We start from the raw sequence: 12,076 nt of genomic DNA, 5'->3' as shown, positions 1-12,076 counted from the left end.
ACCTGAAAGGAACGTTGCCTCGTGACCGAAATCCTGCCGCCGGATCAGGGCCGCGTCGAACCGGTCGACATCCAGCAGGAGATGCAGAACTCCTACATCGACTACGCGATGAGCGTGATCGTGGCGCGGGCGCTGCCGGACGTGCGGGACGGCCTCAAGCCGGTGCACCGCCGGGTGCTCTACGCGATGTACGACTCGGGCTACCGCCCCGACCGCGGGTACGTGAAGTGCTCCCGCGTCGTCGGCGACGTGATGGGCAACTACCACCCGCACGGCGACTCGGCGATCTACGACACGCTCGTGCGGCTGGCCCAGCCGTGGTCGATGCGGCACCAGCTGATCGACGGCCAGGGCAACTTCGGCTCGCCGGGCAACGACCCGGCCGCGGCCATGCGCTACACCGAGTCGCGGCTGGCCCCGTTGGCGATGCACATGCTCGCCGACATCGAAGAGGACTCCGTCGACTTCTCCGACAACTACGACGGCCGCACCCAGGAGCCCGACGTGCTGCCGTCGCGGTTCCCGAACCTGCTGGTCAACGGCGGGAGCGGGATCGCGGTCGGGATGGCCACCAACATCCCGCCGCACAACCTGCGCGAGGTCTCCGAGGGCGTCATGTGGGCGCTGGACAACCCGGAGGCCGAGGACGACGAGCTGCTGGAGGCGCTGCTCGCCCGGGTCAAGGGTCCGGACTTCCCGACCCACGGGCTGATCCTGGGCACCAACGCGATCGCCGACGCCTACCGCACCGGTCGCGGCTCGATCAAGATGCGCGCCGTGGTGACCATCGAGGAGGACAGCAAGGGCCGCACCACGCTGGTCATCACCGAGCTGCCCTACCAGGTCAACCCGGACAACCTGATCGAGGGCATCGCGACGATGCACCGGGACGGCAAGATCTCGGGCATCTCCGACATCGCCGACGAGTCCAACTCGCGGCGCGGGATGCGGATCGTGATCACCCTCAAGCGCGACGCCATCCCCAAGGTCGTGCTGAACAACCTGTACAAGCACACCCAGCTCCAGACCACCTTCGGCGTCAACATGCTGGCGCTGGTCGAGGGCGTGCCCCGCACGCTGCGGCTGGACCAGGTGATCCGGTACTACGTCCAGCACCAGATCGACGTCATCGTGCGGCGCACCCGGTACCGGCTGCGCCGGGCCGAGGAGCGGGCCCACGTGCTGCGCGGCCTGGTCAAGGCGCTGGACGCGCTGGACGAGGTCATCGCGCTGATCCGCCGCTCGCCCACGGTCGACGAGGCCCGCCAGGGCCTGATCTCGCTGCTCGACGTCGACGAGGTCCAGGCCAACGCGATCCTGGAGATGCAGCTGCGCAGGCTGGCGGCCCTGGAGCGGCAGAAGATCGTCGACCAGCTCGCCGAGATCGAGCGGGAGATCGAGGACCTCAACGACATCCTGGCCAAGCCGGAGCGGCAGCGCGCCATCATCCGCGACGAGCTGAAGGAGATCGTCGACAAGTTCGGCGACGACCGGCGGACCAAGATCGTGCCCTACGAGGGCGAGGTCTCGATGGAAGACCTCATCGCCACCGAGGACGTGGTCGTCACCATCACGCGGACGGGGTACGCGAAGCGGACCCGGACCGACCTGTACCGCTCGCAGAAGCGCGGCGGCAAGGGCGTGCAGGGCGCGCAGCTCAAGCAGGACGACATCGTGTCGCACTTCTTCGTCTGCTCGACCCACGACTGGATCCTGTTCTTCACCAACAAGGGCCGGGTCTACCGCGCCAAGGCCTACGAGCTGCCGGAGGCCAACCGGACCGCGCGCGGTCAGCACGTGGCGAACCTGCTGGCGTTCCAGCCCGACGAGCAGATCGCCCAGGTCATGCAGATCAAGGACTACACGGCCGCGCCGTACCTGGTCCTCGCCACCCAGCAGGGCCTGGTCAAGAAGTCCAAGCTGACCGATTTCGATTCCAACCGATCGGGTGGACTCATCGGGATCAACCTCAAGGACGACGACGAGCTGGTCGGCGCCGTGCTCTGCTCGTCGGACGACGACCTGCTGCTGGTCTCGGCCGAGGGGCAGTCGATCCGCTTCCACGCCACCGACGAAGCGCTGCGCCCGATGGGCCGCGCCACCTCGGGCGTGCTGGGGATGCGGTTCAACCAGGGCGACGAGCTGCTCGCGATGGGCGTCGTGCGGCCCGACCGGTTCCTGCTGGTCGCCACGGACGGGGGATATGCCAAGCGCACCCCGATCGATGACTACCCCGTGCAGGGCCGCGGTGGAAAGGGTGTGCTGACCATCCAGCACGACACCAGGCGTGGCAGGCTGGTGGGTGCGCTCATCGCCGACGTGGACGATGAGCTCTACGCGATCACCTCCTCCGGTGGCGTGATCCGGACCTCCGCCAAGGAGGTGCGCAAGGCAGGCAGGCAGACGAAGGGAGTTCGTCTGATGAACCTGGACGAGGGCAACGCGCTCGTGGCCATCGCTCGCAATGCCGACGAGGCCGCGGACCCGGACACTGCGGGGCCGGAGCAGCAGCAGAAGTAACCACCACCGCCGCCGACGATCAGTGAAGGACCGATCGTGACTAGTTCCGAGAAACCGGATCGCCCGGATTCGCAACCGCAGGATGGGGACCGGACGTCGGCCAGCACGCAGACGGTTGCCGACAGCGCGCAGGCCGCCCCCGCCGGACCGGGCACCTCCCGGTCCGACTCCGCCGAGTCGGCGGCCGGGTCCGGTTCCGGCCAGGAGTCGGCACCCGCCGACGAGCCGGAGGGCACCGCGGTGCCGCCGCCGTGGCAGCGCGGCGCCGCGACCTCGGTCGCGGTCGACGCCCAGCAGAGCGCGCCCCAGCAGCCGGCGGCGGGCTCTGCTGGGGCGAGCGGCGCGCTGTTCGGCGGGCCGGACGCCGAGGACACCCAGACGATCCCCAAGCCGGTGCACGACCAGGAGACGGTCCGCACCAAGCTGCCGGACGCCGGGCGCACGAAGGTCTCCTTCACCGGCGGCGCCGGGGCGGCCGGGCAGGCCAGCGGCACCGCCGCGCGCCGGCCCAGCCGGGGACCGCGGCGGGCCAGCCTCCAGATCAAGCGGCTGGACCCGTGGTCGGTGCTCAAGCTCGCCCTGGTGCTCAGCGTCGCGATGTTCTTCGTCTGGATGATCGCCGTCGCGGTGCTCTACGGGGTGCTCGACGGGATGGGCGTCTGGGAACAGCTCAACGGCACCTTCACCGACCTCACCCAGCCGGAGGATGCGGCCAGCGAACCGCTGATCAGCGCGGGCCGGGTGTTCGGCGTGGCCATGATCATCGGCGCGATCAACATCGTGCTGATCACCGCGTTGTCGACGGTCGCCTCGTTCATCTACAACGTGGCCGCCGACCTCGCCGGGGGCGTCGAGGTCACCCTGTCCGAGCGCGAGTGACGCCGCGGGTGGCGTTCCCGGGCCGCCGGGAACGCCACCCCCCGGCGCCGACCGGATGATCCGTGCTGTACTGTAGGTGCAGAACGGAACAGGGGCCTATAGCTCAGGCGGTTAGAGCGCTTCGCTGATAACGAAGAGGTCGAAGGTTCAAGTCCTTCTAGGCCCACCCCCAGGAGACTGGGACGTCACAGGCTTCGTGCCCACTAGGAGGCGACCGGAATGAAGAAGCTGCTCGCACTCGCCGCCGTTGCCGGTGTCGTCCTGTTCGTCATCCGGCGCAACAAGGCCGCCAAGGCCGAGGCCGACCTGTGGCGCGAGGCCACCGCCGAGGCGTGAGTCGGCAACCCCAGATCCGGTAGTCCCGGCGGTTCGGGCGAGTTCGCACCGGCCGCCGGGATTTTCGCCGCCTCGGGCGGCCCGGTACCGATCCGGGGACGTAGCTCAATTGGCAGAGCACCGCCTTTGCAAGGCGGGGGTTAGGGGTTCGATTCCCCTCGTCTCCACCGAGGCGGCGGATGCTGCTCGCTGGAGCAGCTTCGCCGTTGCCCGCCAGTGCTTGTCGCGGGGGCCGAGCCCCCGCGGGCCCCCACGGTGCGGTGGCCGGCTTTTGGTCGGCTCCGCGCCTTTTTTTGTTTTTTGGCCTGGTCTTGGACCAGCCCCCCTGGCGTGAGGCTGGAGTTGTTGTTGGGGTTGTTGTTGGGGTTGTTGCGCGGGTTGGGTGTCTTCGGTCGCTTCGGGTGGTGATCGGGGGTTGGAGCCCTGCGGGTTTCTGCGGTGCGGTGGTCGGTTTGTCGACTCCGCACCTTTTTCGTTCTCGGCTGGTCCTTGCTTGGCCTTTGGTGGGGCTCGGGGTTGTTGCGCGGGTTCGGCCGCTCGTGGGCGGCTTCGTCTTCGTCCGGGGTCGTGGCGGTTGCTGGGTTTCCGGTTCGGGCCGTGCCTTCTGGCGCTTCTGCTTGCTGCAGGTCGAGTTCTGGTTACGAGTGGGGGTGCGTTTCTGCTGGGTGGAAGGCCGTTGCTGGTGTCACCTTCTCGTCGGTGCAGCATTCCCCGACGGGCCGCGTCCGGGTTCGGCGCGGCGTGCTGCGACGAGGCAGGTGGAGGTGTCATGTCGGCTCGGGGAACGGTTCGCGACGCCCGGTGGGTGTTGCCGCTGTGCTGGACGGCGGTGCTGCTCGACGGGTTCGACCTGGTGGTGCTCGGCAGCGTGCTGCCGGTGCTGCTGGACGAGGGGCAGTGGGGGCTCACCCCGGCGTCGGCTTCGCTGGTGTCCACGGCCGGGTTGGTCGGGATGACCATCGGCGCGCTGGCCATCGGCACCGTGACCGACGTCGTCGGCCGCCGCAAGGCGCTGATCTTCGCGGTCAGCTCGTTCTCGCTGCTCACCGCGTTGTGCGCGGTGGCGCCCTCCGCGCTCGTCTTCGGGCTGCTGCGCTTCCTCGCCGGGCTCGGCCTCGGCGGCTGCCTGCCGACCGCGATCGCCCTGGTCACCGAGTACGCCAAGCCGGGCCGCAGCGGTAGCGCCACCACCACGATCATGACCGGTTACCACGTCGGTGCGGTGCTCACCGCGCTGCTGGGCATCGCGGTGCTGCCGAACCTGGGCTGGCCCGCGATGTTCCTGATCGGCGCGGCTCCCGCCCTGGTGCTGGTGCCGCTGATGGTGCGCTACCTGCCGGAATCGGAGTCGTTCCTGGCCGCGCCGTCGCGCGGTTCCTCCGGCGGGGCCGCCGCGGCGGTCGCCTCGCTGTTCCGCGGCGGGTTCGCCCGCGCCACCCTCGCCTTCTGGGTGACGTCCTTCATGGGCCTGCTGCTGGTCTACGGGCTGAACACCTGGCTGCCGGAGATCATGCGCGCCGCGGGCTACCCGCTGGGTGCCGCGCTGGGCCTGCTGCTGACGCTGAACGTCGGCGCGGTGATCGGCCTCGTCGTGGCGGGGCGGGTCGCCGACCGGGTCGGTCCGCGGCCGGCGACCGTCGGGTGGTTCCTCGCCTCGGCGGTGTTCCTGGCGGCGCTGAGCATCCGGCTGCCGGGCATCGGCGTCTACGTCGCGGTGCTCGTCGCGGGCTGCTTCGTGTTCAGCTCGCAGGTGCTCGTCTACGCCTACATCGGACGGGTCTACCCGGCGGCGAACCGGGCCACCGGGCTGGGCTGGTCGGCCGGGATGGGGCGGATCGGCGCGATCTGCGGGCCGCTGCTCGGGGGCGCGATGCTCACGGCCGGGGTCGCCTACCCGTGGGGCTTCTACGCGTTCGCGGTGATCGGCCTGCTGGGTGCGCTCGGCGCGGCGGTGGTGCGGCGACCGGCTCAGGCCGACCGGCGCACCGAGGAGAGCACCGCGGCGTAGTCGACCCCGCGCTCCGCCAGCACCTCGGCGGCGACCCCGCCGCCGGTGCGCAGGGCGAGCAGCAGGTGCAGCTCGCGGACGGAGCGGTCCCCGTGCTCGAGCGCCTCGCGCAGGGAACGCTCCAGCACCGCCTTGGCCTCGGCGGTGAACGGCCGGTGCCCGGCGAACAGGCCGCGCCGGCGACGGCGCCGCCGGACGAGCGCCTCCGCGCCGTGCGACCGCTCCACGGCGGCCATCACCTCGCGCACGTCGATCCCGATGCCGTGCAGCGAATCGGACTCCGCCTCGCTGAGCCCGCCGCGGCGCCGGGACCGCGCGTAGGCGTCCTCGACCTCGGCCGACCGCACCCCGCGGCCCGCCAGCAGCGCTCCGGCCTCCCCGGTCCGGTCGCGCAGCAGGGCGAGCAGCAGGTGCTCCTCGCCGATCTCGTCGCGCTCCTGCCGCCGGGCCTCCTCGACGGCCTGCCGCACCGCCCGGCGGGTGTCCGCCGCGAACCGCTCGAACATCATCGCCTCCCGTGCTTTTTGTGCACCGCCTGGCGGGACACGCCGAGCTCGGCGGAGATCTCCTGCCACGACCAGCCCTGCGCGCGGGCGCTGCGCACCTGCACCGCCTCCAGCCGTTCGAGGAGCTTGCGCAGCGCGGCGACCGCCCGGAGCCCGGTCCGGGGATCGGGGCTGCCCGCCGCCGAGGCCAGATCCGTCGCTTCAGTCATGGTGTCAACGTAGGTTGACCACCAAGGTCATGTCAACGTGCTTTGACAACCCGTGCTGAGTGAGGGGCACCCTCATCCGACTTGCCCGGATGAAGGTGCCCCTCACTCAGCACCCGAACGGGTGGTGCCGAACCGCGGGCGGTGTCGTCGTGCCATCACCGGCAGCGGGCGGGGACGTGGCGCTTCCGCGGGCGGCCGGGTGCTCGGGGTGCCGATGCCGCGCTCGGCCGACGACCCGGTGCGGGAGCGCCGGGCGTGCGGGTCGCCGGGCGTGCGGTGGCCGGGCGTGCGGTGGCCGGGTGGGATCCAGGCCGTCGGCTCGCGCGGTCGGGCGCCGCAGTCCACTCATGCCGGCGTCACTCGGGCGCGCGTCGCCCATGCGCGGGTCGCTGCCGCGCGCCGAGCCGCGCGGGCGCGGACGGCTGCCGGGTGCGGGGCGGCCCAGGCGGACCGGGGGCGCGTCCCCGCGCCGTCCGCGCCCTCGCGCGGGTCAGGGGAGCTGGTCGCTCTTGCCGCTCTCGGCGGCCAGCCGCTCCGAGTCGGGGTGGTGGCCGTTGCCGTCGCGCTTGGTGAGGTCCTGGTCGGCCTCGGCGACGGGGAACTCCTCCGGGCGGCGGGACAGCGCCACCGCGGCCACCGCGCCGAGCGCGGCGAGGGCGAGCAGCAGCCACGGCCACTTGCGGCGCTTCGGCGGCGCCGGCTCGATCCGGGCGGCCAGCTCGCGGCGGGCCGCCTCGGTGTTGCGGGCGAGCTGCTCGCGCGACTTGGCCGTCTTCTTGTCCCACTGCTTGCGCGCCTTGCGGGCGCGCTTGGCCAGCTGCTTGCGGGACATGCCGGTCGTCTTCTGGGCGAGCAGTTCCTGCAGCTCGTCGGTGGACAAGCCGCGCTCGGCGAGTTCCTGCTCGGCGCGGGCCGCGGCCTGCTTGGACAGCGCCACGCCGACCTCGCCGGCCCGCTTGGTGCCGATCCTGGCCTGCTGCACTCCGGTCCCCACGGCCTTGCCGACGCTCTCCCCGGCTCGGGACATCGCCTTCACCTCGTCCATCGTGCCTCCGTTCGCTGTCACCAGCGGTGCGCCGACCCGTCACGGGTGCCGTCGCACCCGTCACCCCGGCTCCGCGGGCGTCGATCACCACCCATACTGCACCCAGAGACCGGCTGCGCGCTTTCCGATGGCAGGATGGACGGGTGGCTGAAGACAACGGATCGCTCGTTGGGACGACTGTGACCGCGACCCTGCACACCACGCAGGGCGACATCAGGGTCAACCTGTTCCCCAACCAGGCGCCCAAGACCGTGGCCAACTTCGTTGGCCTGGCCGAAGGTACGGCCGAGTACACCGAGCCGAACGCCCGGGGTGAGCGCTCCGGACCGTTCTACGACGGGGTCATCTTCCACCGCGTCATCGAAGGCTTCATGATCCAGACCGGTGACCCGACCGGTACCGGACGCGGTGGCCCGGGCTACACGTTCGCCGACGAGTTCCACCCCGAGCTGCAGTTCACCCAGCCCTACCTGCTGGCGATGGCCAACGCGGGCCCGAACACCAACGGCTCGCAGTTCTTCATCTCGGTCGCCGCGACGACCTGGCTGAACTTCAAGCACACCATCTTCGGCGAGGTGGCCGACCAGGAGTCCCGCGACGTGGTGGACTCCATCGCGAGCACCGCGACCGGCACCGCGGACCGCCCGCTCAACGACATCGTCATCGAGAAGGTGACCATCGAGCGCGGCGCCTGACGCCCAGGCGCCCGCTCCTGCTGCGAGGACGGCGACGTGACTGTTCCGCCTGAGCCTTCCGGGGCCGACGGGGCGCCGCAGCAGCTCCCGGGCTGCGCGCGGCACCCCGATCGGCCCACCGGCCTGCGCTGCACCCGGTGCGAACGACCGGCCTGCCCGGAATGCCTCCGGGAGGCGTCGGTCGGGTACCAGTGCGTCGACTGCGTCAACGAGGGTCGGCGCGGGGCGCGCGAGGCGGTCACCGTCGCCGGGGCGCGGCTGTCCCGCAAGCCGGTCGTGGTCCCGGCGCTGATCCTGATCAACGTGGCGTTCTTCCTGGCCACGGCGGTGCAGGCGGGCAGCGCCACGGCCAACCACTCGTCGGCGCTGTTCGCGGACTTCTCGCTGTACCCGCTGCTCACCGCGGGCGGCCAGTGGTGGCGGCTGCTCAGCAGCGGCTTCCTGCACATCGGGCTCATCCACCTGGCGATGAACATGCTCGCCCTGTGGGTGCTCGGCCGGGACCTGGAGATGGTGCTCGGCAAGCTCCGGTTCGGCGCGGTCTACCTGCTGTCGCTGCTGGGCGGCAGCACGGCGGTGTTCCTGTTCGGCGAACTGCTCCGCCCGGTGGCCGGCGCCTCGGGTGCGGTCTACGGCCTGATGGGCGGGATCGCGATCGTCGCGCTGCGCACGAAGCTGAGCCTGCGCCCGGTGCTGATCGTGATCGCGCTGAACCTCGTGGTGAGCGTCACCATACCGGGCATCTCGCTGCTCGGCCACGTCGGCGGCCTGGTGATCGGCGTCGCCGCGACGGCCGCCCTGGTCTACGCGCCGCGCGGACGCCGCAACGCCGTGCAGGCGGGGGTGCTGATCGCCCTGCTGCTGGTCCTGGTGGCGATGCTGGTGACCCGCGATCTGCAGTTCGGAGCGCTGAACTGCTGGGGCTCGGGCATCGAGACCAGGTGCGGCATCCGCCCCTGACCACCGCCCGCCAGCCACGCCCGCCGGGAACCACCGGATCCGCAGCCGGTCCTCGACACCCGCACCACCCGTTCGTGTGCTGAGTGAGGGGCACCCTTGTCCGAGTAACTTGGGCAAGGGTGCCCCTCACCTGTCGGACTCCACTCGAACGGGTGGGTCGTTGAGGGGTGGGGTCAGGGGCGCAGCGCCGCGAGTTCCTCGGCCGCGTCGGCCGGGTCGGCCCCCAGGTCCAGCCTGGTCAGCACGAACAGCGAGCCGTCGGTCAGGTCGAGTTCGAGCACTTCGACGGTGCGGCCGATGCGGCGGTCCCGGCGGACCCGGACGGTGACCTCCGACCAGGGCAGCCGCCGCGCGCCGGTGATGCCGCGCAGCAGCAGGCCCGCGTCGTCGGCGGTGAGCCTCGGGCGGCACCAGGATCCGAAGGCCGCGGCGGCGACCAGCACGACGACCATGGTGCCGACGAACAGCCGGTCCACCGCCGCGTCCAGGCTCAGCCACCACAGCGCCGCGACCAGCGCGAACACCCAGCCGCAGAGCACCAGCGGCAGCGGTGGCGACCAGCTGCGCGCGCTTTCCCGAGAGCTGCTCACGAGTTATCCACAGGGGTTATCCCCAATGGGGATGGCTTACATGAGTGTGTTTCACATACGCGGTGCGTACGGCAGGTGTCAGCGCCACCGCATCGTCATGAACAGCCCGATGATCATGAAGCCGAAGCCGACGGCGAAGTTCCACGCCCCGAGCTCGGCCATGAACGGGATCTGCTCGGCCGCGAGGTAGTTCACCACCAGCCACAGCAGCCCGACCAGCATCATGCCCAGCATCACCGCGACGTAGATCGGGTGCGACGGGCCGGAGGTCTTCGCCTTCACCGGCGTGCGGCGGTCGGTGACCGGCGCGGGGGAATCCTTCTTGCGGACCTTGGACTTCGGCATTCGTGTCCTCGCCAGGTGGTGCGGCGCGGGGCCGCTCGTGCTCGGGGCTGACTCGCTCGTGTTGTGGGCGGCGTCCACCGGCCGCGCCCGGAACGGGTGCGCGAACTCGCCCGGAACCGGCGCGGTTGCGGCTCGTTGTCCACCTACCACGTTAACGTAATCACGAAGCTGATCGAGCACCCGTGGCCCATCCCGTGACCAGAGAGGTATCCGTTGGGCTCCTCCGGTGAACAGCGGAACGCGACCGAGACCTCACCCCCGGTGCACCGACCGGCGCGGGGGCGCTTCGCCGTGCAGGTCTTCGGCGAGCTGCTCATCACGGTGGGACTGGTGGTGCTGCTCTTCGTCTTCTACACGCTCCACGTGACCGACCTGTTCACCGCGCGGCAGCAGGCCGAGGCCGGTCGGGAGCTCCAGCAGCGCTGGCAGGAGCGCGGGCCGCAGCCGATCACCGAGCCGGTCGTGCCGGTGGCGGGGGAGGGGTTCGCCCAGCTGCACATCCCCCGCTTCGGCCCCGACTACCGGTTCACCGTGCTGGAGGGCACCGACCAGGACACCCTCGCCGCCGGACCCGGCCACTACGCGAGCACCGCGCTACCGGGTGAGCGGGGCAACTTCGCCGTCGCCGGGCACCGGATCGGCCGCGGCGCCCCGTTCAACGACCTCGACGAGCTGGAGTCCTGCGACGCGCTGGTCGTGGAGACCGTCGCGGCATGGTACGTCTACCGGGTGCTGCCGATGGCCGACGAGGCGATCGGCTGGACCGGGCGCGGCGGCGACCCGCGCTGCGCCGGGGTGGCGCCGATCGGCCCGCCGTACGACGCCGCGGTCGGCAGGCGCGTGGTGGATCCCAGCAGCGGCGAGGTGATCCACCCGGTGCCCGGCGCGCCGCTGGGCGTGCTCCCGCCCGACCGGCGGACCCGGCTGATCACCCTGACCACCTGCCACCCCGAGTTCTCGGCCGCGCAGCGGCTCATCGTGCACGGGGTGCTCGCCGCGCAGTACCCGAAGGACGCCGCGCACCCCGAGCTGCGGCCGCCCGAGCTGGAGGAACGCTGATGTACGGGTGGATCTGGCGGCACCTGCCCGGACCGGTGCCGGTGCGCGCGGTGCAGGCGGTGCTGCTGGTCGCCGCGGTGGTGGCGGTGCTGCTGTTCGGGGTGTTCCCGTGGCTGGAGCCGCGGCTGCCGTTCAGCGCGGTCACCACGGGCTGACCCCGGCGCGTACCCTGGCTGCGTGCGCGTACTCGTCGTCGACAACTACGACAGCTTCGTCTACAACCTCGTGCAGTACCTCGCCCAGCTCGGCGCGGACTGCCAGGTGCGCCGCAACGACGTCGTCACCGACGACGACGTGGCCGCCGCCGACGGGGTGCTGCTGAGCCCCGGCCCGGGGACCCCGGACCGCGCGGGCCGCACGATGGAGCTGGTCGGGCAGTGCGCGGAGCAGCGCCGCCCGGTGTTCGGCGTGTGCCTGGGGCTCCAGGCGATCGGCGCCGCCTGGGGCGGGGTCGTGGAGCGCGCACCCGAGCTGCTGCACGGCAAGGTCAGCGACATCCGCCACTCCGGCGCGGGCGTGTTCGCCGGTCTGCCGGAGCCGTTCACCGCGACCCGCTACCACTCGCTGATCGTGCGCGCCGACACCGTCTCCGCGGAGTTCGAGGTCACCGCGCGCACCGAGTCCGGCATCGTGATGGGGCTGCGGCACCGGGAGTTGCCGGTCGAGGGCGTGCAGTTCCACCCCGAGTCGGTGCTCACCGACGGCGGGCACCGGATGCTGGCGAACTGGATGGCCGCCGCCGGGCACCCGGTCGACGAACCCCGGGTCGCGGAGCTGGAGCGCGGGATGCGCGAGGTCGCCGCCGCCGCCCGCACCTGACGACGCGCGGGACCGTCCGCGAACCGAGTGAGGGGCACCTTCGCCCCGGTTGGGATCCTGTCGGGATGCGGCGGAGCCGCATGCGGTGAGGCCGTCAACCGGCAC

Annotated in this window: 13 protein-coding genes, 2 tRNA genes and 1 pseudogene; 11 read left to right on the top strand and 5 right to left on the bottom strand. The window is 71.5% G+C overall.

All coding sequences use genetic code 11. The annotated features are described in order from the left end of the window. The first annotated feature begins 21 nt into the window (after positions 1-21). The 6 genes and pseudogenes from gyrA (at position 22) to ABD976_RS08875 (ending at position 5,743) form a co-directional block, all read left to right on the top strand. Positions 22-2,520: a DNA gyrase subunit A gene (gyrA, locus tag ABD976_RS08900; protein ID WP_345360104.1), complete on the top strand. Its 2,499-nt coding sequence runs from the start codon at positions 22-24 to the stop codon at positions 2,518-2,520. A 36-nt stretch (positions 2,521-2,556) separates the two neighbouring features. After that, positions 2,557-3,399, top strand: a complete 843-nt coding sequence (locus tag ABD976_RS08895; protein WP_345360101.1) for a DUF3566 domain-containing protein — start codon at positions 2,557-2,559, stop codon at positions 3,397-3,399. Positions 3,400-3,491: 92 nt separating this feature from the next. Then, positions 3,492-3,565 (top strand) — tRNA-Ile (locus tag ABD976_RS08890). A gap of 53 nt (positions 3,566-3,618) precedes the next feature. After that, positions 3,619-3,726, top strand: a pseudogene (locus ABD976_RS08885) (DLW-39 family protein); the annotation flags it as partial. Positions 3,727-3,829: 103 nt separating this feature from the next. Next, positions 3,830-3,902 (top strand) — tRNA-Ala (locus tag ABD976_RS08880). Positions 3,903-4,504: 602 nt separating this feature from the next. Next, positions 4,505-5,743 carry an MFS transporter gene (locus ABD976_RS08875; RefSeq protein ID WP_345360098.1) on the top strand — a complete coding sequence of 413 codons (1,239 nt, stop codon included), beginning with the start codon at positions 4,505-4,507 and terminating at the stop codon, positions 5,741-5,743. Here the strand turns inward: ABD976_RS08875 and ABD976_RS08870 are convergent. The 3 genes from ABD976_RS08870 to ABD976_RS08860 all read right to left on the bottom strand — a co-directional run bounded on the left by ABD976_RS08870 (position 5,704) and on the right by ABD976_RS08860 (position 7,503). Then, complete coding sequence (locus ABD976_RS08870) at positions 5,704-6,249, bottom strand: Clp protease N-terminal domain-containing protein (RefSeq protein WP_345360095.1); 546 nt, start codon at positions 6,247-6,249, stop codon at positions 5,704-5,706. The two genes, ABD976_RS08875 and ABD976_RS08870, sit on opposite strands and share 40 nt — an antisense overlap. Then, complete coding sequence (locus ABD976_RS08865) at positions 6,249-6,458, bottom strand: helix-turn-helix domain-containing protein (RefSeq protein ID WP_345360092.1); 210 nt, start codon at positions 6,456-6,458, stop codon at positions 6,249-6,251. The genes ABD976_RS08870 and ABD976_RS08865 overlap by 1 nt, the downstream gene beginning before the upstream one ends. A 490-nt stretch (positions 6,459-6,948) precedes the next feature. After that, entirely contained in the window at positions 6,949-7,503 is a 555-nt protein-coding gene (locus ABD976_RS08860; RefSeq protein WP_345360089.1) for a hypothetical protein, read from the bottom strand. Positions 7,504-7,646: 143 nt separating this feature from the next. Here ABD976_RS08860 and ABD976_RS08855 point away from each other — a divergent pair, with 143 nt between their 5' ends. Further along, a complete protein-coding gene (locus tag ABD976_RS08855) occupies positions 7,647-8,198 on the top strand; it encodes a peptidylprolyl isomerase (RefSeq protein WP_345360086.1) in 552 nt (183 codons plus the stop codon). Between the two features lie 36 nt (positions 8,199-8,234). Beyond that, entirely contained in the window at positions 8,235-9,158 is a 924-nt protein-coding gene (locus tag ABD976_RS08850; protein ID WP_345360083.1) for a rhomboid family intramembrane serine protease, read from the top strand. A gap of 173 nt (positions 9,159-9,331) precedes the next feature. Here the strand turns inward: ABD976_RS08850 and ABD976_RS08845 are convergent, their stop codons facing one another. Both ABD976_RS08845 and crgA read right to left on the bottom strand, forming a co-directional pair. Then, positions 9,332-9,748, bottom strand: coding sequence for a PH domain-containing protein (locus ABD976_RS08845; RefSeq protein ID WP_345360080.1), 417 nt, complete (start codon positions 9,746-9,748; stop codon positions 9,332-9,334). Positions 9,749-9,826: 78 nt separating this feature from the next. Further along, positions 9,827-10,093, bottom strand: a complete 267-nt coding sequence (gene crgA / locus ABD976_RS08840) for a cell division protein CrgA (RefSeq protein ID WP_345360077.1) — start codon at positions 10,091-10,093, stop codon at positions 9,827-9,829. A gap of 261 nt (positions 10,094-10,354) precedes the next feature. On the opposite strand from crgA, the gene ABD976_RS08835 reads away from it, so the two are divergent. From ABD976_RS08835 to ABD976_RS08825, 3 genes are read left to right on the top strand one after another with little or no spacing between them, the layout of a single operon-like run. After that, positions 10,355-11,152 carry a class E sortase gene (locus ABD976_RS08835; protein ID WP_345360074.1) on the top strand — a complete coding sequence of 266 codons (798 nt, stop codon included), beginning with the start codon at positions 10,355-10,357 and terminating at the stop codon, positions 11,150-11,152. Next, positions 11,152-11,307: a hypothetical protein gene (locus ABD976_RS08830; RefSeq protein WP_345360071.1), complete on the top strand. Its 156-nt coding sequence runs from the start codon at positions 11,152-11,154 to the stop codon at positions 11,305-11,307. The genes ABD976_RS08835 and ABD976_RS08830 overlap by 1 nt, the downstream gene beginning before the upstream one ends. 22 nt (positions 11,308-11,329) lie before the next feature. Continuing rightward, positions 11,330-11,971 (top strand): aminodeoxychorismate/anthranilate synthase component II, encoded by a 642-nt coding sequence (locus ABD976_RS08825; RefSeq protein WP_345360068.1) that lies wholly within the window; start codon positions 11,330-11,332, stop codon positions 11,969-11,971. Positions 11,972-12,076 lie beyond the last annotated feature (105 nt).

The organism is Saccharopolyspora cebuensis, from assembly GCF_039542665.1.
Taxonomy (GTDB): domain Bacteria; phylum Actinomycetota; class Actinomycetes; order Mycobacteriales; family Pseudonocardiaceae; genus Saccharopolyspora; species Saccharopolyspora cebuensis.
This window is presented reverse-complemented; position numbering and strand designations above follow the sequence as displayed.

What these genes read in the sequence shown, in the direction of transcription:
- ABD976_RS08870 (WP_345360095.1), bottom strand. Translation starts at nt 6,249, where the DNA reads ATGTTCGAGCGGTTCGCGGCGGACACCCGCCGGGCGGTGCGGCAGGCC.
- crgA (WP_345360077.1), bottom strand. Translation starts at nt 10,093, where the DNA reads ATGCCGAAGTCCAAGGTCCGCAAGAAGGATTCCCCCGCGCCGGTCACC.
- ABD976_RS08830 (WP_345360071.1), top strand. Translation starts at nt 11,152, where the DNA reads ATGTACGGGTGGATCTGGCGGCACCTGCCCGGACCGGTGCCGGTGCGC.
- ABD976_RS08875 (WP_345360098.1), top strand. Translation starts at nt 4,505, where the DNA reads ATGTCGGCTCGGGGAACGGTTCGCGACGCCCGGTGGGTGTTGCCGCTG.
- ABD976_RS08865 (WP_345360092.1), bottom strand. Translation starts at nt 6,458, where the DNA reads ATGACTGAAGCGACGGATCTGGCCTCGGCGGCGGGCAGCCCCGATCCC.
- ABD976_RS08860 (WP_345360089.1), bottom strand. Translation starts at nt 7,503, where the DNA reads ATGGACGAGGTGAAGGCGATGTCCCGAGCCGGGGAGAGCGTCGGCAAG.